General features: G+C 73.9%; 22 protein-coding genes. 19 read left to right on the top strand and 3 right to left on the bottom strand.

Going from position 1 to position 24,551, the window contains the following annotated elements; genetic code table 11:
• Window positions 1–34: 34 nt before the first annotated feature.
• The 18 genes from B1A86_RS06785 to nrdR all read left to right on the top strand — a co-directional run bounded on the left by B1A86_RS06785 (window position 35) and on the right by nrdR (window position 21,408).
• Window positions 35–1,792 (top strand): Mur ligase family protein, encoded by a 1,758-nt coding sequence (locus tag B1A86_RS06785; protein WP_036314155.1) that lies wholly within the window; start codon window positions 35–37, stop codon window positions 1,790–1,792.
• Window positions 1,789–3,303, top strand: a complete 1,515-nt coding sequence (murF, locus tag B1A86_RS06780; RefSeq protein ID WP_078025834.1) for a UDP-N-acetylmuramoyl-tripeptide--D-alanyl-D-alanine ligase — start codon at window positions 1,789–1,791, stop codon at window positions 3,301–3,303. Before B1A86_RS06785 ends, murF begins: the two co-directional genes overlap by 4 nt.
• Window positions 3,300–4,427, top strand: a complete 1,128-nt coding sequence (gene mraY / locus B1A86_RS06775; protein ID WP_036314159.1) for a phospho-N-acetylmuramoyl-pentapeptide-transferase — start codon at window positions 3,300–3,302, stop codon at window positions 4,425–4,427. Before murF ends, mraY begins: the two co-directional genes overlap by 4 nt.
• The gene (gene murD, locus B1A86_RS06770; protein WP_063189725.1) at window positions 4,424–6,019 is read left to right on the top strand and encodes a UDP-N-acetylmuramoyl-L-alanine--D-glutamate ligase; all 1,596 of its coding nucleotides are present in this window, start codon (window positions 4,424–4,426) and stop codon (window positions 6,017–6,019) included. The genes mraY and murD overlap by 4 nt, the downstream gene beginning before the upstream one ends.
• A 43-nt stretch (window positions 6,020–6,062) precedes the next feature.
• Window positions 6,063–7,355, top strand: coding sequence for a putative lipid II flippase FtsW (gene ftsW / locus B1A86_RS06765; protein WP_070709560.1), 1,293 nt, complete (start codon window positions 6,063–6,065; stop codon window positions 7,353–7,355).
• Window positions 7,352–8,482: an undecaprenyldiphospho-muramoylpentapeptide beta-N-acetylglucosaminyltransferase gene (gene murG / locus B1A86_RS06760; RefSeq protein ID WP_010078501.1), complete on the top strand. Its 1,131-nt coding sequence runs from the start codon at window positions 7,352–7,354 to the stop codon at window positions 8,480–8,482. The genes ftsW and murG overlap by 4 nt, the downstream gene beginning before the upstream one ends.
• Window positions 8,479–9,966 (top strand): UDP-N-acetylmuramate--L-alanine ligase, encoded by a 1,488-nt coding sequence (murC, locus tag B1A86_RS06755; RefSeq protein ID WP_036314167.1) that lies wholly within the window; start codon window positions 8,479–8,481, stop codon window positions 9,964–9,966. Before murG ends, murC begins: the two co-directional genes overlap by 4 nt.
• Before the next feature lie 53 nt (window positions 9,967–10,019).
• Window positions 10,020–10,748, top strand: a complete 729-nt coding sequence (locus B1A86_RS06750) for a cell division protein FtsQ/DivIB (RefSeq protein ID WP_063189721.1) — start codon at window positions 10,020–10,022, stop codon at window positions 10,746–10,748.
• Between the two features lie 317 nt (window positions 10,749–11,065).
• On the top strand, window positions 11,066–12,283 hold the full coding sequence (ftsZ, locus tag B1A86_RS06745; RefSeq protein WP_036314171.1) for a cell division protein FtsZ: 1,218 nt from the start codon (window positions 11,066–11,068) through the stop codon (window positions 12,281–12,283).
• On the top strand, window positions 12,280–13,101 hold the full coding sequence (locus B1A86_RS06740) for a polyphenol oxidase family protein (protein WP_036314173.1): 822 nt from the start codon (window positions 12,280–12,282) through the stop codon (window positions 13,099–13,101). Before ftsZ ends, B1A86_RS06740 begins: the two co-directional genes overlap by 4 nt.
• Entirely contained in the window at window positions 13,098–13,886 is a 789-nt protein-coding gene (locus B1A86_RS06735; protein WP_036314175.1) for a YggS family pyridoxal phosphate-dependent enzyme, read from the top strand. The genes B1A86_RS06740 and B1A86_RS06735 overlap by 4 nt, the downstream gene beginning before the upstream one ends.
• 110 nt (window positions 13,887–13,996) lie before the next feature.
• Window positions 13,997–14,629, top strand: coding sequence for a cell division protein SepF (gene sepF, locus B1A86_RS06730; RefSeq protein ID WP_036314178.1), 633 nt, complete (start codon window positions 13,997–13,999; stop codon window positions 14,627–14,629).
• Window positions 14,630–14,636: 7 nt separating this feature from the next.
• The gene (locus B1A86_RS06725) at window positions 14,637–14,933 is read left to right on the top strand and encodes a YggT family protein (RefSeq protein ID WP_036314180.1); all 297 of its coding nucleotides are present in this window, start codon (window positions 14,637–14,639) and stop codon (window positions 14,931–14,933) included.
• A 139-nt stretch (window positions 14,934–15,072) separates the two neighbouring features.
• Complete coding sequence (locus B1A86_RS06720; protein WP_036314182.1) at window positions 15,073–15,672, top strand: DivIVA domain-containing protein; 600 nt, start codon at window positions 15,073–15,075, stop codon at window positions 15,670–15,672.
• 56 nt (window positions 15,673–15,728) lie between these two features.
• The gene (lspA, locus tag B1A86_RS06715; protein WP_036314214.1) at window positions 15,729–16,199 is read left to right on the top strand and encodes a signal peptidase II; all 471 of its coding nucleotides are present in this window, start codon (window positions 15,729–15,731) and stop codon (window positions 16,197–16,199) included.
• A 4-nt stretch (window positions 16,200–16,203) separates the two neighbouring features.
• Entirely contained in the window at window positions 16,204–17,166 is a 963-nt protein-coding gene (locus B1A86_RS06710; RefSeq protein WP_078025836.1) for an RluA family pseudouridine synthase, read from the top strand.
• Between the two features lie 107 nt (window positions 17,167–17,273).
• Complete coding sequence (gene dnaE / locus B1A86_RS06705) at window positions 17,274–20,870, top strand: DNA polymerase III subunit alpha (RefSeq protein ID WP_078025837.1); 3,597 nt, start codon at window positions 17,274–17,276, stop codon at window positions 20,868–20,870.
• Between the two features lie 43 nt (window positions 20,871–20,913).
• Complete coding sequence (gene nrdR / locus B1A86_RS06700) at window positions 20,914–21,408, top strand: transcriptional regulator NrdR (protein WP_002855838.1); 495 nt, start codon at window positions 20,914–20,916, stop codon at window positions 21,406–21,408.
• A 158-nt stretch (window positions 21,409–21,566) separates the two neighbouring features.
• Here nrdR and ppgK read toward each other — a convergent pair whose 3' ends face one another.
• The gene (gene ppgK, locus B1A86_RS06695; RefSeq protein ID WP_044659513.1) at window positions 21,567–22,391 is read right to left on the bottom strand and encodes a polyphosphate--glucose phosphotransferase; all 825 of its coding nucleotides are present in this window, start codon (window positions 22,389–22,391) and stop codon (window positions 21,567–21,569) included.
• 21 nt (window positions 22,392–22,412) lie between these two features.
• Window positions 22,413–23,357 carry a type I methionyl aminopeptidase gene (map, locus tag B1A86_RS06690; RefSeq protein WP_036314189.1) on the bottom strand — a complete coding sequence of 315 codons (945 nt, stop codon included), beginning with the start codon at window positions 23,355–23,357 and terminating at the stop codon, window positions 22,413–22,415.
• A gap of 36 nt (window positions 23,358–23,393) precedes the next feature.
• Here map and B1A86_RS06685 point away from each other — a divergent pair, with 36 nt between their 5' ends.
• Entirely contained in the window at window positions 23,394–23,606 is a 213-nt protein-coding gene (locus B1A86_RS06685) for an SPOR domain-containing protein (protein WP_036314191.1), read from the top strand.
• Between the two features lie 67 nt (window positions 23,607–23,673).
• Here the strand turns inward: B1A86_RS06685 and panB are convergent, their stop codons facing one another.
• On the bottom strand, window positions 23,674–24,537 hold the full coding sequence (panB, locus tag B1A86_RS06680; RefSeq protein WP_036314193.1) for a 3-methyl-2-oxobutanoate hydroxymethyltransferase: 864 nt from the start codon (window positions 24,535–24,537) through the stop codon (window positions 23,674–23,676).
• Window positions 24,538–24,551 lie beyond the last annotated feature (14 nt).

Below are 24,551 nucleotides of genomic sequence, written 5' to 3'. Positions count from 1 at the left end.
CGCCTCCGGCCCCGAGCACCCCAGGAGCACCCCCATGACCACTCCGAGCGACCCCCCTGCGCCGCTGACCCCGGCCCAGCAGGACGCCGCCTTCCGGCCCTCCCACACCCCCGCCGCGGCCTGGCCCGCCCTCGCACAGGCGCTGGCCGAGGCGGGGATCGCGGCCCACGTCCACGGCGCGGCCCCGGCCGACGGCGTCACGGGGGTCAGCCTCGACTCGCGTGTCGTGCGCCCGGGCGACCTCTACGTCGCCGTTCCGGGGGCGCGCGCCCACGGCGCGGCGTTCGCGGCCACGGCGCTGGAGGCCGGCGCCGTCGGCGTCCTGACGGACGCGGCGGGCCGCGCGCTCCTGGCGGAGCAGGGCCTGGCCGACGTCCCGGTGCTCGAGGTCGACGCCGTGCGCACCGCCGCCGGCACCGTGGCGGCCCGCGTCTACGGCGGCGGGGGCGACACCGGCCCGCGCCTGCTCGGCGTGACCGGCACCAACGGCAAGACCACCACGAGCTTCCTCGCCGCCGCCCTGCTCGAGGCCCTGGGGCGCCGGTCGGGCATCGTGGGCACGATCCTGATCCGCGCGGGGGAGCGGGAGGTCCCCTCCACGCTCACCACGCCCGAGGCCACCCAGCTGCACGCCCTCATGGCGCTCATGCGCGAGGAGGAGGTGGACACCGCCGTCATGGAGGTCTCCTCCCACGCCGTGGCGTACCAGCGGATCGCCGGCCTGCGCTACGCGGTGGCCGGGTTCACCAACCTGACCCAGGACCACCTGGACATGCACGGCTCGATGCAGGAGTACTTCGCGGCCAAGGCCGGTCTGTTCGACCCCGCTCGCACCGACCACGCCGTCATCACGCTCGACGGCGGCGAGGGGCCCCGCTGGGGCGTCGCCATGGCCCGGGCCGCCGGCGCTCCCGTCACCACGCTCGCCCTCGGGCCGGCCGCGCCGACGCCGGGCGCCCTGGCCGAACACGACCCCGGCCTCCGGGCGGACTGGGAGGTCGCCGAGCTCGCGCCGGACGGCCTCGGCCACCGCTTCACGCTGCGCCACGCGGCCACGGGCCGGGAGCTGCGGGCCTCCGTCGGTCTGCCGGGCCGCTTCAACGTGGCCAACGCGGCCCTCGCGGTTCTGCTCGTGCTGCACGCCGTGGGGGAGGAGCACCTGGACGCGCTCGCCGCGGTCCTGGACGTGCCCGCGGGGGAGGGCCCTCTGGCTGCCGCCGTCCCGGGGCGGATGGAGGTCGTGGGCCGCGAGCCGGACGCCGTCGTCGACTTCGCGCACAACCCGGACGGCATGGTCCAGGCGCTGCGCTCCCTCGCCGACGCCCGGGCGGCGGCCGGGACGCGCGGCCGCACCCTGATCGTGTTCGGCTCCGCCGGCGACCGTGACCGTGACAAGCGGCCCGTGATGGGCGCGATCGCGGCCCGGGCGGCGGATGTGCTGATCGTCACCGACGACACCCCCCACTCGGAGGACCCGGCCCCGATCCGCGCCCACATCCTCGCCGGCGCCCGCGCCGAGGCCGACCGCATCGCGCGGGAGGAGGGCCGCACGGTCGTGATCGAGGAGGTGGCCGACCGTGCCACGGCCATCCGCCGCGCCGTGGAGCTGGCGGGGCCGCAGGACGGCATCCTCCTGGCCGGCCGCGGGCACGAGACCACGATGGACTACGACGGCGAGCTCGTCCCGCTGGACGACCGGGTGGCCCTGCGCGAGGCCCTGGCCGCCCGTGTCGCGGCGGCCTCCGCCTCGGGCTCCGGCCCCGCCCGCGAGGGTAAGGTCATCGAGTCATGATCGCTCTCACCGCAGCCCAGATCGCCGAGGCCGTGTCCGGCACGCTCTCGGCCACCCTCGACCCCGCCACCGTGCTGGTGCACGTCACCCCCGACTCGCGGGAGGTCACCGCCGAGGGCACGCTCTACGTGGCGAAGCCGGGGGAGCGCGCCGACGGCCACGACTTCATCGACGCCGCGCTGGGTGCCGGCGCCGCCGCCGTGCTCGCCGAGCGCGCCACGCACGCCCCCGACGGCGCCGCGCACCCGGCGATCATCGTCGAGGACGCCGTGCTCGCGATGGGCGCGCTCGCCCGGGAGGTCGTGCGCCGCGTCCGGGGGCACTCCCCGACCACCGTCATCGGCATCACCGGCTCGGCCGGCAAGACCACCACCAAGGACCTGCTCGCTGCCCTGCTGGCCACCCAGGGCCCCACCGTCGCACCGGTCGGCTCGTACAACGGCGAGGTCGGCGTGCCGCTCACGGTGTTCCGGGCGGAGCTGGACACGCGCTTCCTCGTGGTCGAGATGGGCGCGGACCACGTCGGCAACATCGCGTACCTCTGCGACATCGTGCGCCCGGACATCGGCGTCGTGCTCATGGTGGGCACCGCCCATGCGGGCAGCTTCGGCGGCGTGGCGAACATCGCGCGCACCAAGGGCGAGCTCGTGGAGGCCCTCGGCCCCGAGGGCGTCGCCGTCCTCAACCTCGACGACGAGCGTGTCGCCGGCATGGCGGCACGGACCGCCGCCCCGATCACCTGGTTCACCGCGGACGAGCGGGGCGTCGCCCGCGCGGCCGAGGACGTGGCCGCCGGCCGCGCGTCGGGACTCGTCGCCGCACGGGACGTGCGAGCCGACGACCAGGAGCGCCCCGTCTTCGACCTGCAGGTCGGGACGGAGGAGGCCGCCGTGCGGCATCCGGTCGCCTCCGGACTGACCGGCCTGCACCACGTGCACAACGTGCTGGCCGCCGCCGCGGCCGCCCACGCCGCCGGCATGGACCCGGCCGAGATCGCCCGTGGTCTCGACGGGCTCGGGCCCGCCAGCCGCTTCCGGATGGAGCGCACCGACCGCGCGGACGGCGTCACGATCATCAACGACGCGTACAACGCCAACCCCGAGTCCATGCGCGCCGCGCTGCGGACGCTGGCCACCCTCGGCCGCTCCAGCGGCCGCCGCACCTGGGCCGTCCTGGGGGAGATGCTCGAGCTCGGCGATGCCCGCGTCCGTGAGCACACCCTCGTGGGCGAGTCCGTGGTGCGCCTGAACATCGCCCAGCTGCTGGTGGTGGGCGCCGGAGCCCGGCCGCTCTACATCGGCGCCCTCAACGAGGGCAGCTGGGGCGAGGAGGCGCACTTCGTCGACGACGCCGCGCAGGCCGAGGCGTTCCTCGCCGAGCACCTGCGCCCCGGCGACCTCGTCCTCGTCAAGTCCTCCAACGGCGTCGGGCTCGCGGCCCTCGGCGAGCGCCTCGCCACGGCCGACGCCGTCGCCGCCCCCTCCGCCTCCCCGAAGGAGTCCCGACCGTGATCGGACTGCTCATCGGCGGCGTGCTCGGCCTGGTCCTCTCGGCCGTCGGCACCCCGCTGTTCATCAGGTTCCTCGTCAAGCGCGGATACGGCCAGTTCGTCCGCGACGACGGCCCGACCACCCACAAGACCAAGCGCGGCACGCCCACGATGGGCGGCGCGGTCATCATCGGCTCCATGGTGCTGGCGTACCTGATCACCCACGGGCTGCTCGCGGTGTTCGGCGTCGACTTCGGCGGGCCCACGGCCTCCGGCCTGATCCTGCTGCTGCTCACGGTGGGCATGGCCTTCGTCGGTTTCGTGGACGACTTCACGAAGATCACGAAGCAGCGCTCGCTCGGCCTGACGCCGCGCGGCAAGATCATCCTCCAGGCCCTGATCGGCACCGCCTTCGCGGTCCTCGCCCTGAACTTCCCGGACGAGCGGGGCCTGACCCCCGCCTCGACGGCGATCTCCTTCGCCCGGGACATCCCGTGGCTCGACCTGGCCTTCGCCGGACCCGCGATCGGCGTCATCCTGTTCGTGATCTGGTCGAACCTCATCACCACCGCCACCACGAACGCCGTGAACCTCACGGATGGCCTCGACGGGCTCGCCACGGGCGCCACCGCCATGATCACGGGCGCCTACGTCCTGATATCGCTCTTCCAGTCGAGCCAGTCCTGCGCGCTCGAGGGCACCCGCGGCTGCTACGAGGTCCGCGACCCCATGGACCTCGCCCTGCTCGCGGCGATCCTCACGGGCAGCCTGCTGGGCTTCCTCTGGTGGAACACCTCCCCGGCCAAGATCTTCATGGGGGACACCGGCTCCCTGGGCCTGGGCGGCGCCCTGGCCGGCTTCGCGATCTTCACGCGCACCGAGATCCTGGTGGCCGTGCTGGCCGGCCTCATGGTCGCGATCACCCTCTCCGTCATCATCCAGGTGGGCTGGTTCAAGGTCTCCGGCGGCAAGCGCGTGTTCCTCATGGCGCCGCTGCAGCACCACTTCGAGCTCAAGGGCTGGGCCGAGGTGACCGTCGTGGTCCGCTTCTGGCTGCTGTCCCTGATGTGCGTCACCGTGGGGCTCGCGATCTTCTACGGCGACTGGCTCATCCGCCAGGGCGGCCTCGCGGGGGTGACCCCGTGACCGGCCCCGCGTCCGACGCCGCGCCCGCACCGGTGCGCCGGCCCCGCGCCGACACCGCCCGCACCGCCGACCTCACGTCCTGGGACGCTCCGGGGTGGGCCGGCCTGCGTGTCGTCGTCACGGGCCTGGGCCTCACCGGCTTCTCCGTGGCCGACACCCTGGCCGAGCTGGGCGCCGCCGTCGTGGTGGTGGAAGGCGATGACGGGCCGGAGAACCGGGCGCGCGCCGAGACCCTGCGGATCGTGGGGGTCCGCGAGGTCCTGCTGGACCGGGCGGCCACGCAGGCGCTGCCCGAGGTCGACGGCGCCGCCGCGGACCTCGTCGTGACCTCCCCGGGCTGGCGGCCGGACCAGCCGCTGCTGATGGCCGCCCACGCGGCGGGCCTGCCGATCTGGTCCGACGTCGAACTCGCCTGGCGGCTGCGCGAGCGCGCCGGCCGGAAGACCGCCGACTGGGTGTGCCTGACGGGCACGAACGGCAAGACGACGACCGTGACGATGGTCGAGGCCATCCTGCGGGCCGACGGGCGCCGGGCGGTGGCCTGCGGCAACGTCGGCACCCCCGTGCTCGACGCGATCCGCGACCCGCAGGGCTTCGACGTGCTCGCCCTCGAGCTCTCCAGCTTCCAGCTGCACTGGACGCACGGCCTGGCCCCGGCGTCGTCTGCGGTGCTGAACCTGGCCGAGGACCACGTGGACTGGCACGGCTCGATGGAGGAGTACGCCGCCGCCAAGGGCAAGGTGTATGCGAACACGCGGGTGGCCTGCGTGTTCAACGAGCAGGACCCGCTGACCCGCACCCTCGTGGAGCGCGCGGACGTCCAGGAGGGCTGCCGCGCGATCGGCTTCACCACGGACACCCCGGGCCTGTCCGACATCGGCGTCGTGGACGGGATCCTCGTGGACCGTGCGTTCCTGGACAACCGGCGCCACGAGGCGATCGCCCTGGCCGAGCGCGCCGACCTGGGCCCGGTGGCGCCGCGCCACACCGTGGCCAACGCGGCCGCCGCGGCGGCGCTGACCCGGGCCGTCGGGGTGAGCCCCGCGGCCGTGGCCGAGGGCCTGCGCTCCTACGACCGCGGAGAGCACCGCATCCAGCTCGTGGCCACCTCACGCGACGTCATGTGGGTCAACGACTCCAAGGCGACGAACCCCCACGCCGCGGACGCGTCGCTGGCGGCGTTCAGCTCCGTGGTGTGGCTGGCCGGCGGCCTGCCCAAGGGCGTGACCTATCACGAGCTGGTGGCCGCGCACGCCCACCGGCTCCGCGCGGTGGTGCTCCTGGGCCGGGACACCTCCGCCCTGCGCGCGGCCCTGGCCGCGCACGCCCCCGAGGTCCCCGTCCACGCCCCCCTCGCCGCGGCCGACGGCACCGGCCCCGCCGACGGTGCGGCCGTGATGGCCGAGGCGGTGCGTGTGGCCGACGGCCTGGCCCGCCCCGGCGACATCGTGCTCATGGCGCCCGCCGCAGCGTCGATGGATCAGTTCCGCTCCTACGCGGCCCGCGGCGACGCGTTCATCGAGGCCGTTGCCGGGCTGATGCGCGAGCACGGCTGGGACGTGCACGACGACGCCGCGCCCGACGCCGACTGACCCGCCGCCACCCGACCGTCTCGCTTCCCCCGTGAGGAGGGCCATGTCCCCGATCGAGCTCCGCCCGGTCCGCCCCCGCGCGGCCGACGACGCCCCCGAGCACCGGGAGCGGATCCTGCGCCGGATGTGGCGGGTCCTCGAGGGCCGCCGCGCCCTCGACCTGTCGGTCCTGCTCATCAGCGGCTGCACCGCCCTGCTCACCGTGCTGGGGCTCGTGATGGTGCTCTCTTCGTCCTCCGTCGAGGCGATCGGCACCGGCGGCGGCTCGTACGCGCTGTTCCTGCGCCAGAGCGCCTGGGCGGTGGCGGGCGTGGCGGCCCTGCTCGTGTTCTCGCGCCTGCCGGTGCGCGTCCTCAAGGCGCTCGCCTGGCCGGCGTTCGGCGTGGCCGTGATCCTGCTCGCGCTGGTCGCGTTCTCCCCGCTCGGCGTCACCGTGGGCGGCAATCGCAACTGGCTGGGCATCGGCGGGTTCCGGATGCAGCCCTCCGAGGCCGCCAAGCTCGCCCTGGCCCTGTGGGCGGCGGCGGTCCTGGAGCGCAAGCACCGCCTCGTCACCCAGGTGCGGCACGCGCTGATCCCGGTGCTGCCCGGCGGCCTGTTGCTGCTGGTCCTGGTGATGGCGGGCAGCGACCTCGGGACCGCGATCATCCTCGCGATCGTGCTGGCCACGGTGCTGTACGTGGCCGGCACCCATTGGGGGGTCTTCCTCACCTTCCTGGCGCTGAGCGTGCTGGGCATCCTGGCCCTGACCCTCCTCGCCCCGCACCGCATGGTCCGGGTGCAGGCCTGGATGGGGGACTGCTCGGACGCCACCGACCCCTGCTTCCAGCCGGCGCACGGGATGTACGCCCTGGCCTCCGGCGGCTGGTGGGGCGCGGGCCTCGGCCAGTCCCGACAGAAGTGGAGCTACATCCCGGAGGCCGAGAACGACTTCATCTTCACCATCCTCGGCGAGGAGCTCGGGCTCGTGGGCACGCTGGTGGTGCTGCTGGCCTACCTCGGCCTGGCGATCGGCATCTACCGCGTCGCCGCCGGGACCACGTCCACGTTCATCCGCCTGTCCACGTGGGGGATCCTGGCCTGGCTGGTGGGCCAGGCGGCCGTCAACATCGCGATGGTCTCCGGGGTCATCCCCGTGGTGGGCGTCCCGCTGCCCTTCATCTCCTATGGTGGTTCCGCGCTCACCCTGTCCTTGAGCGCGGTCGGCATCGTGCTGGCCTTCGCCCGCCACGAGCGCCGCCGTGCCGCCCAGCCGGACGCCCGCCCCCAGGCGGACGAGCCGGACACCGACCCCCTCCCCGTGATCCCCACCCCCGCCCTCCAGGAGCCCCGATGACGCAGACCTCTCATCCCTCCGGACCCCTGCGGGTGGTGCTGGCCGGCGGCGGCACCGCCGGCCACATCTCCCCGATGCTCGCCATCGCCCGCGCCCTGGAGGGCGACGGCGGCGGTCCCGTCGAGTGCACCATGGTCGGCACCGCCTCCGGCATGGAGACGCGTCTCGTCCCCGAGGCGGGCTACGAGCTCGACCTGATCGACCGGGTCCCGATGCCGCGCCGCCCGTCGATGGACGTCGTCCGCTTCCCGGCCCGCATGCGCGCCGCGGTCGCCACGGCGGCCCGGATCCTGCGGGACCGGCGCGCCGACGTCGTCGTGGGCGTGGGCGGCTACGTCGCGACCCCCGTCTACCTCGCCGCGTTCCGTGCCGGTGTGCCCGTGGTGGTCCACGAGGCCAACGCCCGCCCCGGCCTGGCCAACCGCATCGGCGCCCTGCGGGCCACGCACGTCGGCACCGCCCTGCCGGACACCCGCCTCCGCGGCGCCCGCTGGGTGGGCATGCCGATGCGCCCCGAGATCTCCGGTCTGGACCGGGCGGCCGCCCGCCGTGCCGCCCGTGAGGCCCTCGGCCTCGACCCGGACCGGACCACCGTCGTGGTGACCGGCGGCAGCTCGGGTGCGCTGGCCGTGAACCGCACCGTGCGCGCCGCGCTGGGCGACCTCCTGGACGCCGGTCTGCAGGTGTTCCACCTGACCGGTCGGGACAAGGCCCTCACCGAGGACGACGGCAGCCTGCTGGTCCGGGACGGCTACGTCCAGCGGGAGTACCTGGCGGGCATGGAGCAGGCCTACGCCGCCGCCGACCTGATCGTCGCCCGCTCGGGCGCCGGCACGGTCTGCGAGGTGTCCGCGGTCGGCCTGCCCGCCGTCTACGTCCCCCTGCCCATCGGCAACGGCGAGCAGGCGCTCAACGCCCGCCCCGTGGTGGAGGCGGAGGGAGCGCTGCTCGTCCGCGACGACGCCTTCGGGCGCGCGTGGGTGCAGCGTCAGCTGATCCCGCTGGCGACCGACCCTGAGCGTCTCGCGCGCATGGGGGAGGCGGCCGCCCGCTTCGGCGTCCGGGACGCGGACGTCACCATGGCCGGCCTCGTGCGCTCGGCCGCCCAGGAAGGAGCCCGGCGATGAGCCGAGACGAGAGCACCCGTCCCGCGGCCGAGGGCCGCTTCGCCGACCTGGGCCGCGTGCACCTGCTGGGGATCGGCGGCGTCGGCGTGTCGGGGGTCGCCCGCATCCTCCAGGAGCAGGGCGTCGCGGTGTCCGGCTCCGACGCGAAGGACCTGCCCGTGATGCGCGAGCTCGCCGCGGGCGGTGCCCGGATCACGGTCGGCTACGATGCCGCGCATCTCGGCCGGGACGTCACCACGGTGATCGCCTCCTCGATCGCCGGGCCGGGCAACCCGGAGCACGACGCCGCCGTGGCGCGCGGACTGCGCGTGCTGCACCGTTCCGAGGGCCTCGCCCTGGCCATGCGCGGCCACCGGGTGCTGGCCGTCGCCGGCACGCACGGGAAGACCACCACGTCCTCCATGGCCGCCATGGCCTTCTCCGACGCCGGCTGGGACCCCACGTTCGCGGTCGGCGCCGCCGTCGCCGGGCTCGGCACCAACGCCCGGGCGGGCCGGGGCGAGTGGTTCATCGCGGAGGCCGACGAGTCCGACGGCACCCTGGTGAACTACCCGAGCACGATCGGGATCGTCACGACCGTGGAGGCCGACCACCTGGACCACTACGGGACCGAGGAGGCGGTGCACCAGGTCTTCCGGGACTTCGCGGGCGGGCTGCCGGCCGCCGCCCAGGGCGGGGTCCTCGTGGCCTGCCTCGACGACGCCGGCGCGGCGGACCTGGCCGCCTGGGCACGGGAGCACGCGGCCGCCGACGTCGTGACCTACGGCTCGGCGCCCCGTGACGGCGTGGCGCCGGACCTGCTGGTCACCGACCTCGCGGTGGAGCCGGGCGAGACCGGAGTGGGCCAGCGCGCCACGTTCCGGATGGCGGGCGGCCCGGAGCGCACCCTGCATCTGCAGGTGCCCGGCCGGCACAACGCGCTGAACGCCGCCGCTGTGGTCCTGGCCGCCGTCCGGGCGGGCATGGCCTTCGAGGCCGCCGTGCGGGGCGTGGAGGCCTTCCGGGGCACGGCCCGCCGCTTCGAGTTCCGCGGCGCCGCGCGCGGCGTGCGGGTCTTCGACGACTACGCGCACCATCCCACGGAGGTGGCCGCCGCGGTCTCCGCCGGCCGTGCCGTGGCCGGCGACGCCCGCGTGCACGTCCTGTTCCAGCCCCACCTGTTCTCCCGCACCCGGGACTTCGCCGCCGAGTTCGCCGCCGCCCTCTCCGGGGCGGACGCGGTGCGCGTGCTGCCCGTGTACGCGGCTCGGGAGGAGCCGATGCCCGGCGTCGACTCGTCCCTCATCGCCTCCCGCCTCACGACGGGCGCCGCCGAAGACCGCGTCGTCGCTGAGGACCGGGCCGAGGCGGTGCGCTCGCTCGCGGCGGGCGCCACGGCCGGCGACGTCGTCCTGACGATGGGCGCGGGGGACGTCACCGCCTTGGGTGCGGACCTGCTGGCCGAGCTCGGTCGGGACGCGGCGCCCGGCGTCGCCCACCCGTGAGGCTCGGCCGCGGGACGCCGCCGGTCGCACCAGCCGGGGCCGACGCCTCCACCGTGGTCCGATTCCCGGGCCGCACCGCGCGCCGGCGCCGCGCCACGCGCTGGGGTGTGGCGGCCGCGGTCCTCGCGGTGCTGGGCGCCCTGGGCTGGGTCGTGTTCTTCTCGCCCGTGCTCGCGGTGGACCGCGTCGAGGTCACCGGCACCCGCCATGTCTCCGCCGCCGAGGTCCAGGAGCGCCTGGAGCCCGTGTACGGCGTGCCGCTGTCCCGCGTCGGCGCCGGCCGTGTGGGCGAGCTGGTCGGTGGTCTGCCCGGAGTGGCCGAGGTCCAGACCGTTCCCCGCCTGCCCACCGGCCTGGAGGTCGTGGTCCGGGAGCATGAGACGCGGGCCCGGCGGGACGGCGACGACGGTGTGCAGCTGCTGCTCGCAGACGGCACCGTCCTGACGGGAGTGCCGGAGGAACGGCTCGAGGGCGAGGACCTCCCCGCGTTCTCGGAGGAGCTGGCGCAGCGGGCGCAGGAGGAGCGCGCCGAGGTGGCCGAGGTGCTGGCCGCCCTGCCGGAGGCCGTGGCGGATCGTGTCGAGACGGCCGACTCCCGGGGCCCGGGCCAGGTCCGTCTGGCGCTCGAGGGTGGGGTGACCCTGGTCTGGGGCGACGCGCAGGACGCCGGCCTCAAGGGGCCCGTGGCCGAGGCGTTCCTGGCGGACGAGCGGCACGGGTCCGCGGAGGGTGGCGTCGCCGAGATCGACGTCTCCGTGCCCACGCGGCCGATCACGCGCTGAACCGGGGCCGCAGGAGTTTCCAGTAGAACGTGAAGGTGAAGGTCGGGGTGCGTGGCCTCGCGCGAGTCGGGGTGCCATCACCGCGGTGACTGCTCCTTCGAGTCTCACGTGAAAGTTGATGCGGGAGCCGTCTTTTCCGCGTGGACACGCCGTTTTCTTTTGCACGTGACGCGGGCCTCCCAGTACGGTGGACCCGAACGCGCGCGAGGCTCGCTTCACGCTGTGCTTGAAGGTGTCCACCCCGGGTGGCCGCCGATCATCGGGGCGATGTGCCTCGCGCGGACCTCTCGAGATCTCGAACAAAGGGAACCAACACCGTGGCTGCACCCCAGAACTACCTGGCCGTCATCAAGGTCGTCGGCATCGGCGGCGGCGGCGTGAACGCCGTGAACCGCATGATCGAGGTGGGGCTCCGCGGCGTGGAGTTCATCGCCATCAACACGGACGCCCAGGCGCTGTTGATGTCGGACGCGGACGTGAAGCTGGACGTGGGCCGCGAGCTCACCCGTGGACTCGGCGCGGGCGCGAACCCCGAGGTGGGCCGCCAGGCCGCCGAGGACCACGCGGAGGAGATCGAGGAGGTCCTGCGGGGCGCGGACATGGTGTTCGTGACCGCGGGCGAGGGCGGCGGCACCGGCACCGGCGGGGCGCCCGTCGTGGCCCGCATCGCGCGCTCGCTCGGCGCCCTGACCATCGGCGTCGTGACCCGTCCGTTCACGTTCGAGGGCCGCCGTCGCGCCGGCTCCGCCGAGGCGGGCATCGACGCCCTGCGGGACGAGGTCGACACCCTCATCGTGATCCCGAACGACCGGCTGCTGTCCATCTCGGACCGCAACGTCTCGGTCATGGACGCCTTCCGTCAGGCGGACCAGGTGCTCCTCTCCGGCGTCCAGGGCATCACCGACCTGATCACCACCCCGGGCCTGATCAACCTCGACTTCGCGGACGTGAAGTCCGTGATGCAGGGCGCGGGCTCCGCGCTCATGGGCATCGGCCACGCGCAGGGCGAGGACCGCGCCGTCAAGGCGGCCGAGCTGGCGATCGCCTCGCCGCTGCTCGAGGCCTCCATCGACGGCGCGTACGGCGTGCTGCTCTCCATCCAGGGCGGCTCCGACCTCGGCCTCTTCGAGATCAACGAGGCCGCGCGACTGGTCCAGGAGGTCGCCCACCCGGAGGCCAACATCATCTTCGGCGCGGTCATCGACGACGCCCTCGGCGACGAGGTGCGCGTGACCGTGATCGCCGCGGGCTTCGACAAGGTGGACGTCACCTCCGCCCCGGCCGCCCCGCAGGCCGTGCAGCAGCAGGCGGCCCCGCAGCGGGCCGCGGCCCCCGCGCAGCCGCAGCCCGCCGCCCAGCCGCAGCCCGCCGCCCCGGCCCAGCCGCAGCAGGCCGAGCGCCCCGCCGTGCGCGGCACCGTGCCGCTGGCCCCGCAGGAGCAGCAGCCGCGCCGCCAGCAGGACCTGCCCACCGTGGTGGAGCCGGACCTCGGCGCCGGGTCCTCGGACCTGGACGTCCCGGACTTCCTCAAGTGACGGCCGCGGAGGGGCCGGCCGGGACCGCACGGGTCCCCGCTGGCCCCTTCGTGCACCGCGAGACCGTCCGCACCGCGACGGGCGCCGTGCACGTCGCCTGGACCTCCGTGGCCGCCGGCAACCTCGCGCTGCACGTGGTCCCGCCGGACGAGGCCGAGGGGCTCGCTCGCGTCAGCGCCGCCCGTCGCGCCCTGGAGCGCGTGATGGGGGTCCCCGAGGGCGCCACGCTCTATCTGGACCAGGTGCACTCGGCCGACGTCGTGTGGGCGGACGGGCCCGGGCGCGGCGGTGCCTCGGCCCCCGTGGCCGACGCCGCCGTGAGCCGCGACGGGTCACGGCCGCTGGCCGTCATGGTGGCCGACTGCCTCCCCGTGGTCGTCGTCGACGAGACGACCGGCGCGACCGCCGTGGCCCACGCCGGGCGGCGCGGGCTGCTGGACGGCGTCCTGGAGGCGACCGTCGATCGGCTGCTCTCCCTGCGGCCGGAGGCCGACCGGACCGGTCCCGGCCTGCGCGCCTGGATCGGCCCCGGCGTGTGCGGCCGCTGCTATGAGGTGCCCGCGGCCATGCGCGACGAGGCCGCCGCCCGCCTCCCGGCGACCGCGGCCACCACGTCCTGGGGCACCCCCGCCCTCGACCTGCCCGCTGGCGCCGCGGAGGTCCTCCGTGCCCGCGGGGTGGCCACCGCGACGATCGACGTGTGCACGCGGGAGGACGAGCGCCTGTTCTCACACCGTCGGGCGCCCGGTGAGGGCCGGTTCGCCGGCCTCGTCTGGCGCGCCGACCCCGACGCCACCGTCCCGAGAGGAGACGCATGACCGCCCCCGCCACCGCCGGGCCGACCCCGACGGACCCCCGCGCCCGGGAGATCGCCGACGCGCTCGCCGCGGTGCACGCCCGCATCGCCGACGCCGCGCGGGACGCCGGGCGCGAGGCGGAGCCCGCGCTCGTCGTCGTGACCAAGACCCACCCCGCCGAGGACGTCGTGCGCCTCGCCGCGCTCGGCGTGACCGACGTGGGGGAGAACCGCGACCAGGAGGCCCGGCCCAAGGCCGAGGCCGTCGCCGCGGCTCTGGGGGCGGACGCCCCGCGCTGGCACTTCGTGGGCCAGCTGCAGACCAACAAGGCCAAGTACGTGGTGCGCTACGCGTCCGTGGTGGAGTCGGTGGACCGACCCGAACTGGCCGAGGCGCTCTCGCGGGCGCTCGTGCTGCGGCGCGAGCGCGAGCCCGAGGCCGCGATCCCCGACCTGGAGTGCCTCGTGCAGGTGGATGTCGACGACCGCGCCGACGAGGACCGTCCCGAGGGGATCGGCCCGCGCGGCGGCGCCCGCCCCGAGGACGTCCCCGCCCTCGCGGACGTCATCGCAGGCCTGCCGGGCCTGCGGCTGGGCGGGCTGATGTGCGTGGCACCGCGCGGCCTGGACCCGGAGCACGCGTTCCGCCGCCTTGCCGCACTCGGCGCGCGCCTGCGGCAGACGCATCCGGAGGCCACCGCACTGTCCATGGGGATGAGCGCGGACCTCGAGGCGGCCGTGCGCGCCGGGGCGACACAGGTGCGCATCGGCTCCGACGTTCTGGGGGCCCGGGACGCGGTGGGCTAACGTTGACCCCGCGCGTCCCGGCGGGACGCGACAGGACCGTGCGGACGCACGCGCACCGACGACGAACGACGGCGGCCCCCGGGGCCGGAGGACGTGGTGAAGGAAGACTCATGGCTGGTGCCCTGAAGAAGACGATGATCTACCTCGGCCTGGCCGACGGCGACGAGTACGACGAGCAGCCGCGTGCGGCCGAGCGGGAGACCGCGCCCCGACACGAGGTCGTCGAGGCGCGCCGCCCCGCGGAGCCGGACACCGACCCCCACATGGAGGCCGTCCGCCCGGCTGCGGTCCGCGATCCCGAGCCGGCCGAGCGGCCGGAGCCCGTGACCCCGTCCGGCTCCACCGCGGCCGATCCCGTCGAACCCCGGCGTCCGGCGCGTCCCGAGCCGGTCGACCCGGGCTACCGGGCCCCGGTGACCCCCATCAAGCGAGCCGCAGCGTCGTCTGCCGAAGGAGCCTCCGTGCACACCCTCTCCACCGTCCACCCCCGCTCCTACAACGACGCGAAGGCGATCGGCGAGGCCTTCCGCTCCGGCGTCCCCGTGATCATGAACGTGACCGACCTCGGTGAGAACGAGGCCAAGCGCCTCGTGGACTTCGCGGCCGGCCTCGTCTTCGGCCTGCACGGCTCGATCTCCCGCATCACCAGCAAGGTGTTCCTGCTGACCCCGGCCACCGTGGACGTCGTCGGCGCCGAGCAGGGCGAGTCCGGCGCGGCCGACTCCCCGTTCGACGGCGACTGAGGCGCCCATGCAGCTGCTCCTCGCCCTCGCCTACATCGCCCTGACGGTGGTGCTCGCGGCGCTGACCGTGCGGATCGTCCTGGACGTCACGCAGTCGTTCGTCCGCCACTGGCGCCCCACCGGGGCGGCCCTCATGCTGGCCAGCGGCGTGTACGGGGCCACCGATCCGTTGCTGCGCCCCGTGCGTCGTGCCGTGCCGCCGGTGAACCTGGGCGGCATCGGCCTGGACGTGGCCTTCCTCATCGTGTTCCTCGGCGTCGTCCTGCTGCGGGTCCTGGTGCTGAGCCTGGCCGGCGTGGCCTGACCCGCGGCCCGGGGCGGCTGTCGGCCCCGGTGGTAGTCTTCGCGGCAGGATCGGCGCCGCCCCTCACCGGCGCGCCGACCGCCGACGCGCCGGGCCGCCCGGCCGTCCCCGAGCACCGAGCAGAGAGCGAGACGGTTCCATGGCGCTGTCCTGGGAAGACGTGGTCAACAAGCAGTTCCAGCCCACGAAGTTCCGCGAGGGCTACGACCAGACCGAGGTGGATGACTTCCTCGACGAGATCGTGGCGGAGTTCAAGCGCCTGATCGCCCTCAACGAGCAGCTCGAGTCCGAGAACGCGGAGCTGCGCGCCGGCGGCGCCGCCCCGGCCGCCGGCCCCGCTGCGGACACCCCGGAGGCCGCCGCGACCCCGGCCTCCGCCGAGGAGTCGGCCCCGGCCGCCGCCCCCGAGTCCGCCGACGCGGCCGCGACCTCCGCCGCCGGCGTCCTGGCCATGGCCCAGCGGCTGCACGACGAGCACGTCGCCGCGGGCGAGCAGCGCAGCACCGAGCTCGTCGCCGAGGCCGAGGCCACCGCGGCCCGGCTCGTCAGCGACGCCGAGGAGCAGAAGGCCCGCACCCTCGAAGCCCTGGCCGAGGAGAAGGCCGGCCTGGAGGGCGAGGTCGAACAGCTGCGCAGCTTCGAGACCGACTACCGCAGCCGCCTCACCTCCTACATCGAGGGCCAGCTGCGCGAGATCCGCGCCCAGAAGCGCGTCGAGCCCCCCACGCCCACGGCGTGAGCCGAGCCGTCGACGCCGCGCCGGCCCCGCGATCCCCTCGCGCGGGCCGGCGAGCCGTGCTCACCGCCCTCATCGTGGCGGTGCTGGCCTACGCCCTCGACCAGCTGACCAAGTACGCGGTCGAGAGCACGATGCAGCTGGGGGACTCCGTCGCGGTGATCCCCGGGGTGCTGCGCTGGCACTACATCCTGAACCCGGGCGCGGCCTTCTCCATCGGCGAGGACCACACCTGGGTGTTCACCATCATCCAAGCCGTGGTGGCGGTCGCCGCCCTCGTCGGGATCGCCCGCGTGCGCTCGACGCCGTGGGCCCTGGCGCTGGGCGGGCTCGCCGGCGGTGTGCTCGGCAACCTCACGGACCGGCTGTTCCGGCCCCCGGCGTTCGGGCGCGGCCACGTGGTCGACATGATCTCCGTGCCGCACTTCGCGATCTTCAACGTGGCGGACTCGTTCATCGTCTGCTCCGTCATCGGCGTCGCCCTGCTCGTGATGACCGGCCGCCGCCTGGACGGCACACGGGAGGCGTGAGGACATGGGCATGAGACCGGGACTGACCGAGCGGCTCGAGGTCACCGAGGCCGAGGCGGGCCGGAGGGTCGACGCGGTGCTCGCCGACGCGTTCGGCGTCTCCCGCTCGCTGCTGGCGGACTGGTTCTCCCGGGGCCTGGTGCGGGCCGAGTCGCGCTCCGGCCGCCGGGACCGCGTCCTGGCCAAGTCCGCGAAGGCCGTGGCGGGGGAGACCCTCGCCGTCGACGTCCCCGACGACCCCGACCCCCTGGAAGTGAGGGCAGAGCGCGTGGACGCGCTGAGCATCCTGTACGAGGACGAGGACCTGGTGGCCGTGGACAAGCCCACCGGCGTGGCCGCGCACCCCTCGCCGGGCTGGGTCGGGCCCACCGTGGTGGGCGCCCTGGCCGCCCTCGGCTACGACATCACCACCTCGGGCGCCCCTGAGCGCCAGGGGATCGTGCACCGGCTCGACGTCGGCACCACCGGGGTCATGGTCGTGGCCAAGACCGAGCGCGCCTACACGGCCATGAAGGACCAGTTCCGCGAGCGCGTGCCGGAGAAGGTCTACCACGCCGTGGTCCAGGGCATCCCGGACCCGCTGAGCGGCACCGTGGACGCGCCCATCGGGCGGCATCCCGGCCACCACTGGAAGTTCGCGGTGCTCGAGGACGGCCGGCCGTCCGTGACCCACTACGAGACGCTCGAGGTGTTCGGCCGGGCCACCCTGCTCGAGGTCCACCTGGAGACCGGGCGCACCCACCAGATCCGCGTGCACACCTCGGCGCTGCGCCACCCGTGCGTCGGCGACCTCACGTACGGGGCGGATCCGCGCCTGGCGGCCGAGCTCGGGCTGACCCGCCAGTGGCTGCACGCCCACCGCCTGGCGTTCCCGCACCCGGTCACGGGGGAGCCGGTGACGATCACCTCCCCGTATCCGGACGACCTCGCCCACGCCCTGGCGGCGCTGCGCGGCGACGAGGACTGAGCCGGCACCGTCGACGTGACCCCCGTCCCGGTCCGGCCCCGCCGCCCGGGCACCACGAGTAGGCTGGTGCGGCCCCGCCGTCCTCCCCGTCGAAAGGCCCACCCCGCATGACCGTGTCCGCCGACGCCCGCCCCGACGCCGTGAAGGACGGCGGCTTCGTCCACCTGCACACGCACACCGAGTACTCCATGCTCGACGGCGCCGCGAAGCTGGACGACCTGTTCGCCGAGGCCCAGCGGCTGGGCATGGACTCGCTGGCCATCACGGACCACGGCTACCTCTTCGGCGCCTACGACTTCTGGTCCAAGGCGAAGGCGGCGGGCGTCAAGCCGATCATCGGGCTCGAGGCCTACGTGGCCCCCGGGCAGCAGCACCGCACGGACAAGGAGAAGACCCGCTGGGGCGAGCCCCACCAGCGGGGGGACGACGTGTCCGGCGGCGGTGCGTACACGCACATGACGCTGCTGAGCGAGACCACCGAGGGGATGCACAACCTGTTCCGGATGGGCTCGATCGCCTCGCTGGACTCGGTGTACGCCAAGTGGCCGCGGCTGGACCGGGAGCTGCTGAGCCAGTACTCGAAGGGCCTGATCGCCACCACGGGCTGCCCCTCCGGCGAGGTGCAGACGCGCCTGCGCCTGGGCCAGTACCGGGAGGCGATGCAGGCGGCCTCGGACTTCCGGGACATCTTCGGCAAGGACAACTACTACTGCGAGATCATGCACCACGGCCTCGACATCGAGCGCCGGGTGATGACGGACCTGCGCCGGCTCGCCAAGGACCTGGGCCTGCCGTTCGTGGCCACGAACGACCTGCACTACACCCACGAGCACGACGCCAAGGCGCACGAGGCGCTGCTGGCCCTGCAGTCGGGCTCGAAGCTCAACGAGCCCAGCTACGACCAGGGCGGCTCCCGCTTCGCGTTCTCCGGCACCGAGTACTACCTGAAGTCCCCGCGGCAGATGCGCGAGCTCTTCGCGGAGCTGCCCGAGGCCTGCGACAACACGCTGCTCATCGCCGAGCGGTGCGAGGTCGAGTTCGACACGAAGGCCAACTACATGCCGGTCTTCCCCACGCCGGAGGGCGAGGACGAGACCAGCTGGCTCATCAAGGAGGTCGCCTCCGGTCTGGCCTACCGCTACCCGGACGGCGTGCCGGACCACGTGCGCAAGCAGGCGGACTACGAGCTGGACGTCATCATCTCGATGGGCTTCCCCGGGTACTTCCTCGTCGTGGCCGACTTCATCAACTGGGCCAAGGAGAACGGCATCCGGGTGGGCCCGGGCCGCGGCTCGGGCGCCGGATCGATGGTGGCGTACGCGCTGCGCATCACGGACCTGGACCCGCTCAAGCACGGGCTGATCTTCGAGCGGTTCCTCAACCCGGACCGCGTGTCCATGCCCGACTTCGACGTCGACTTCGACGACCGCCGTCGCTCCGAGGTGATCGACTACGTCACCCGCAAGTACGGCGACGAGCGCGTCACCATGATCGTCACGTACGGCACCATCAAGACCAAGCAGGCCCTGAAGGACTCGGCCCGCGTGATGGACCAGCCCTTCTCGATGGGCGAGTCCCTCACCAAGGCGCTGCCGCCGGCGGTGATGGCCAAGGACATCCCGCTCAAGGACATCGAGGACCCCGCGGCCCCGCGCTACGGGGAGGCCGCGCCCTTCCGCGAGCTGATCGCCACGGACCCGGTGGCGAAGGAGGTCTTCGAGACCGCCAAGGGCCTCGAGGGCCTGAAGCGGCAGTGGGGCGTGCACGCGGCCGGCGTGATCATGTCCTCGGTGCCGGTGATCGACGTCATCCCGATCATGCGCCGCCTGCAGGACGGCCAGGTCATCACGCAGTTCGACTACCCGATGGCGGAGTCCCTGGGCCTGATCAAGATGGACTTCCTGGGGCTGCGCAACCTCACGATCATCTCGGACGCGCTCGAGAACGTGAAGGCGAACCAGGGCGTGGACCTGGACCTGGAGACCCTCGACGTGGACGACCCGGCGGCCTACGAGCTGCTGGCCCGCGGTGACACCCTCGGCGTGTTCCAGCTCGACGGCGGGCCCATGCGCTCGCTGCTGAAGATGATGCGCCCGGACAACTTCGAGGACATCTCGGCGACCATCGCCCTGTACCGCCCCGGCCCCATGGGCGCGAACTCGCACACCAACTACGCGCTGCGCAAGAACGGGCAGCAGGAGATCACCCCGATCCACCCGGAGCTGGAGGAGCCGCTGCGGGAGATCCTGGACACCACCTACGGCCTGATCGTGTATCAGGAGCAGGTCATGGCGATCGCCCAGAAGGTGGCGGGCTACTCGCTCGGCCAGGCCGACATCCTGCGCCGTGCGATGGGCAAGAAGAAGAAGTCGGAGCTGGACAAGCAGTACGAGGCGTTCCACCAGGGGATGCTGGACCGCGGCTACTCGGAGGCCGCGGTGAAGGCCCTGTGGGACATCCTGCTGCCCTTCTCGGACTACGCGTTCAACAAGGCGCACTCGGCCGCCTACGGCCTGGTCTCCTACTGGACGGCCTACCTCAAGGCGCACTACCCGGCGGAGTACATGGCCGCGCTGCTCACCTCGGTGGGCGACGACAAGGACAAGCTGGCCATGTACCTCAACGAGTGCCGCCACATGGGCATCACCGTGCTGCCCCCGGACGTGAACGAGTCCCACCTGACCTTCACCCCCGTCGGCCGGGACATCCGCTTCGGCATGGGCGCCGTCCGCAACGTGGGCGCCAACGTGGTCAAGGGCATGGTCCAGGGGCGCGAGGAGAAGGGCTCGTACACGGGCTTCGGCGACTTCCTGGCGAAGGTGCCGCTCGTGGTGTGCAACAAGCGCACCATCGAGTCCATGATCAAGGCCGGCGCCTTCGACTCCCTCGGCTACGCCCGCCGCGCCCTGCTGGCCGTGCACGAGGAGGCCGTGGACGCCACCGTGGCGCAGAAGCGCAAGGAGGACCACGGCGAGTTCACCTTCGACCTGTTCGCGCTCGGCGGCGGCGACGAGGACGACTCCGACGCCGCGGACGGCGTCGCCGTCCCGGACCTGCCGGAGTGGGCCAAGAAGGAGAAGCTCGCGTTCGAGCGCGAGATGCTGGGCCTGTACGTGTCCGACCATCCGCTGCAGGGCCTCGACGGCGTCCTGGCCCAGCACGCCGACGTCCAGATCACCCGCGTCCTCGACGACGACGGGCCCGCCGACGGCGCGATCGTCACCATCGCGGGCCTGATCACCACGCTCGAGCGCCGCATCGCCAAGTCCTCGGGCAACGCGTACGCGCGCTGCGAGATCGAGGACCTCGGCGGCTCGATGGACGTCATGTTCTTCGGCCAGGTGTACGCGCCCATCGCGATGATGCTGGCCGAGGACCTCGTCGTCGCCGTCAAGGGCAGGGTGCAGCGTCGTGACGACGGGTCGGTGTCCCTGTCCGCGATGGAGCTGACCATCCCGGAGCTCTCGGATGGCCCCGGCGGCCCCGTGCGGATCACGCTGCCCGCGTTCAAGGCCACGGAGCAGGTCATGGGCCAGCTGGCGGACGTGCTGCGCACCCACGAGGGCTCCTCGGAGGTGCGGCTGTCCCTGGTGGGCCAGCGTGCCACGCAGGAGTTCCAGCTGGGCCCGCAGTTCCGGGTGAGCCCGAACCCGGCGCTGTTCGGGGACCTCAAGATCCTGCTGGGTCCGGCCTGCCTCGGCTGAGCGGACGTAGCATGGGAGTGCCCCGCCCAGGAGGAGAGAGCTGATGCACTGCCCGTTCTGCCGTCATGAGGACTCGCGCGTGGTGGATTCACGCTCCCTCGACGACGGCTCCGCCATCCGTCGGCGTCGGCAGTGTCAGGCCTGCGGCAAGCGGTTCACCACCATGGAGACCACCGCCCTGACCGTCGTCAAGCGCTCCGGGGTGGCGGAGCCGTTCGACCGCTCCAAGGTGATCAACGGCGTCCGGAAGGCGTGCCAGGGGCGGCCGGTGACGAGCGACGACCTGGCCATGCTCGCCCAGGAGGTCGAGGAGACGGTCCGTGCCACGGGCAACGCCGAGGTGGACGCCCACGACGTCGGCCTGGCCATCCTCGATCCGCTGCGCCGTCTCGACCAGGTGGCCTTCCTGCGCTTCGCCTCCGTCTACCGGGACTTCGAGTCCCTCGACGACTTCGAGGAGGCCATCGCGGAGCTCCGGGCCGGTGACGGGGACGACCGCGGCCGTCCCGCCGTGCAGCCGCGGCTGTTCACCCGCTGACCCGGGCCGATGCGACGGCGCGGCCGGGATCGACGCTGCAGTGGTGCGCACGGCCTCCAGGCGCTACAGTGATCCCCGGGTCGACCTCGGTCGGCCCGGCAAGACTGCCGAGGGCGGTTCCGGAGGGGAAGCCGGAACCGCCCTCGGTGTCTGCGCCCTCAGTTGCCGTCGGCGAGCGAGCCGTGCGCGGCCAGGGCGGCGCCCACGATGCCCGCGTTGTTCTGCAGCTGGGCCGGGACGATCGGGGTGCGCAGGCGCAGCAGCGGCAGGTAGTCGTCCGGCCGCTTGGAGATGCCGCCGCCGACGATGAACAGGTCGGGCGAGAAGATCCGCTCCACGTGGGAGAAGAAGCGCTGCAGTCGCTCGGCGTACTCGGCCCAGCTGAGCTGATCGCGCTCCCGGGCCTTCGCAGAGGCCCGTGACTCGGCCATCACGCCGTCGAGCTCCAGGGAGCCGACCTCGAAGTTCGGGACGAGCATGCCGTCGTGGATCATCGCGCCGCCGATGCCGGTGCCGAGGGTGATCACGTGCACCAGGCCGCGCACGCCCCGCCCGGCCCCGTAGCGGGCCTCCGCGAGGCCGGCCGCGTCGGCGTCGTTGACCACGGTCACGGGGCGGCGCAGGTGCTCCTCGAACGTGCCGCGCAGGTCCGTGCCGATCCACGAGTGGTCGATGTTGTTCGCGGACAGGCACACCCCGTCCTTGACGATCGAGGGGAAGCACACGCCCAGCGGGGCGGAGGGCTTCGGCGCCTTCTCGCGCCCGTCGAGCTCGGCGGTGATGGCCGCCAGGGTCGCCGCCACGGGCTCGGGCATGGCCGTCTGCGGCGTGGGGATGCGGAAGCGGTCCCCGCGCAGGGTGCCCGCCTTCGGCCCCGACCCGAGGCGGACCAGGCCGCCCTTCATGCCGGTCCCCCCGACGTCGATGCCGATCGTCGTGGGGTATTTGGAGGAGCGCTGGGCGGTGCTGGTGTGCGTCGTCACGGCCCCCAGCTTAGTGCCGAGTCACGGCAGCGTGAGAATCTCCGCGCCGTCGTCCGTGACCACGATCGTGTGCTCGAACTGCGCGGTGCGACGGCGATCGCGGGTCACCACGGTCCAGCCGTCGTCCCACTGGTCCCACTCGATCGTGCCGAGGGTGAGCATCGGCTCGATGGTGAACACCATGCCGGGCACGAGCAGGCGGTCGTGGGCCGGGGCCGCGTCGTAGTGGGGGATCACGAGGCCGGAGTGGAAGTCCACGCCCACGCCGTGGCCGATGAAGTCGCGCACCACGCCGTAGCCGAAGCGCTTGGCGTAGGACTCGATGGCGCGGCCGATCACGTTGACCTGACGGCCGGGCTTCACGGCGCGGATGCCGCGGCGCAGGGCCTCCTCGGTGCGCTCGACGAGCAGCCGGGACTCCTCGTCCACGTCGCCGACCAGGTAGGTGCGGTTGTGGTCCCCGTGGACACCGTCCAGGTACGCGGTGATGTCCAGGTTGACGATGTCCCCGTCCTCCAGGACGGTGCCGTCCGGGATGCCGTGGCAGATGACCTCGTTGATCGAGGTGCAGATGGACCGCGGGAAGCCGCGGTAGCCCAGGCAGGACGGGTAGGCGCCGCGCTCCACGAGGAAGGCGTGCGCGATCCGGTCCAGCTCGTCCGTGGTGACGCCCGGGCGGATGTGGGCGGCGGTGTGCTCCATGGCCTGCGCGGCCAGGCGGCCGGCGGCGCGGATCCGCTCGACGCCGGCGGCGTCGTAGACGTCCGAGGCCTTGCCCTCGTCCGGGGTGGCCTTGCCGACGTACTCGGGGCGCGGGATCGCGGCCGGCACGGGCGGGGCGGGGGACGGGGCCCCGGGCGTCAGCGTGCCGACGGGGGCGAACGACCCGGGCTCCGGCGCGGTGGGGCCCGCAGGGCGGGGACCGTTGTGGCTGGACGGGGCGACGGGGTTCTGACGCTGGGACATGTCCTCCAGCCTATCGGCCCGGCTACTGTGGCCCCCATGACCGAGACGAGCGAGTTCTGGTACAACGTCAACACGCATCAGGTGGAGGTGGGCGCCCAGTCGGACTGGTCCCAGCTGCTGGGCCCGTTCGGCACCCGTGAGGAGGCCCAGGCCGCGATGGACCGCGTGCGGGCGAACAACGAGACCGCCGACGCCTGGGACGAGCGCGACGACGACTGGGACAGCCGTCCCGTCGACGACGCCTCCTGACCGCGGCGCCGGACGACACCGGGCCCCCGTCCCTCGGACGGGGGCCCGGTCGTCTCACGGGGCGGGTTCAGCCCTGGAAGCCGTGCTCCGGGGCCGGGAACGCGCCGTCGAGCACGTCCGCGCGATAGGCCCGGACCGCGTCGCCCACGACCTCGTGCAGGCGGGCGTACTGACGGACGAACCGGGGCACCCGTCCCTCGCGCAGGCCGAGCATGTCCTGCCACACGAGCACCTGGCCCGTGGTGCCCGGGCCCGCGCCGATGCCCACGGTGGGCACCCGCAGCGCGGCGTCGACGGCGGCGGCGACGTCCGAGGGGACCATCTCCATCAGGACGGCGAACGCCCCCGCGGCCTCGAGGGCCCGGGCCGACGCCGTCATCCGCTCGACCGCCCCCGCGCCGCGGCCCTGCACCCGGTAGCCGCCGAGCACGTGCTCGGACTGCGGGGTGAAGCCGATGTGGGCCATGACCGCGACGCCGGCTGCCGTCATCGCGGCCACGTGCTCGGCGAAGCGCTCGTCGCCCTCCACCTTGACGGCGTGCGCGCCGGACTCCTTCACGAGGCGCACGGCCGACTCGACGGCCTGCCGCGGGGAGGCCTCGTACGAGCCGAAGGGCAGGTCCGCGACCACGAGGGCACGCTCGGCACCGCGCACCACGGCCTGGGTGAACAGGATCATCTGGTCCAGGGTGACCGGCAGGGTGGTGGGATGGCCCAGCACGGTGTTGCCCACCGAGTCGCCCACGAGCAGCACCTCGACGCCGGCCTCGTCGAACAGGGCCGCCGTCATCGCGTCGTAGGTGGTGAGCATCGCGAAGCGCCGGCCCTCGTCCTTGGCCCGCTGCAGGTGGACCGTCCGGTACCGGGACGGGGCGGGCGGCCCGTAGGGGGCGGTGTCGTCAGGCTGCCGGGGGGACTGGGGAGCAGACATGGGCCGGAGTCTAC

The sequence above is a fragment of the Micrococcus sp. KBS0714 genome, assembly GCF_002008305.4.
Taxonomy (GTDB): Bacteria; Actinomycetota; Actinomycetes; order Actinomycetales; family Micrococcaceae; genus Micrococcus; species Micrococcus luteus.
The sequence above is the reverse complement of the archived record's forward strand: the minus strand, read 5'-3'. Positions and strand labels throughout refer to the sequence as shown.

Coding starts and splice junctions, on each gene's coding strand:
- B1A86_RS06735 (WP_036314175.1), top strand. CDS start 13,098: ATGACCGCCCCCGCCACCGCCGGGCCGACCCCGACGGACCCCCGCGCC.
- murG (WP_010078501.1), top strand. CDS start 7,352: ATGACGCAGACCTCTCATCCCTCCGGACCCCTGCGGGTGGTGCTGGCC.
- B1A86_RS06725 (WP_036314180.1), top strand. CDS start 14,637: ATGCAGCTGCTCCTCGCCCTCGCCTACATCGCCCTGACGGTGGTGCTC.
- B1A86_RS06685 (WP_036314191.1), top strand. CDS start 23,394: ATGACCGAGACGAGCGAGTTCTGGTACAACGTCAACACGCATCAGGTG.
- B1A86_RS06710 (WP_078025836.1), top strand. CDS start 16,204: ATGGGCATGAGACCGGGACTGACCGAGCGGCTCGAGGTCACCGAGGCC.
- ftsW (WP_070709560.1), top strand. CDS start 6,063: ATGTCCCCGATCGAGCTCCGCCCGGTCCGCCCCCGCGCGGCCGACGAC.
- nrdR (WP_002855838.1), top strand. CDS start 20,914: ATGCACTGCCCGTTCTGCCGTCATGAGGACTCGCGCGTGGTGGATTCA.
- sepF (WP_036314178.1), top strand. CDS start 13,997: ATGGCTGGTGCCCTGAAGAAGACGATGATCTACCTCGGCCTGGCCGAC.
- B1A86_RS06785 (WP_036314155.1), top strand. CDS start 35: ATGACCACTCCGAGCGACCCCCCTGCGCCGCTGACCCCGGCCCAGCAG.
- dnaE (WP_078025837.1), top strand. CDS start 17,274: ATGACCGTGTCCGCCGACGCCCGCCCCGACGCCGTGAAGGACGGCGGC.
- murC (WP_036314167.1), top strand. CDS start 8,479: ATGAGCCGAGACGAGAGCACCCGTCCCGCGGCCGAGGGCCGCTTCGCC.
- B1A86_RS06720 (WP_036314182.1), top strand. CDS start 15,073: ATGGCGCTGTCCTGGGAAGACGTGGTCAACAAGCAGTTCCAGCCCACG.
- map (WP_036314189.1), bottom strand. CDS start 23,357: ATGTCCCAGCGTCAGAACCCCGTCGCCCCGTCCAGCCACAACGGTCCC.
- panB (WP_036314193.1), bottom strand. CDS start 24,537: ATGTCTGCTCCCCAGTCCCCCCGGCAGCCTGACGACACCGCCCCCTAC.
- murF (WP_078025834.1), top strand. CDS start 1,789: ATGATCGCTCTCACCGCAGCCCAGATCGCCGAGGCCGTGTCCGGCACG.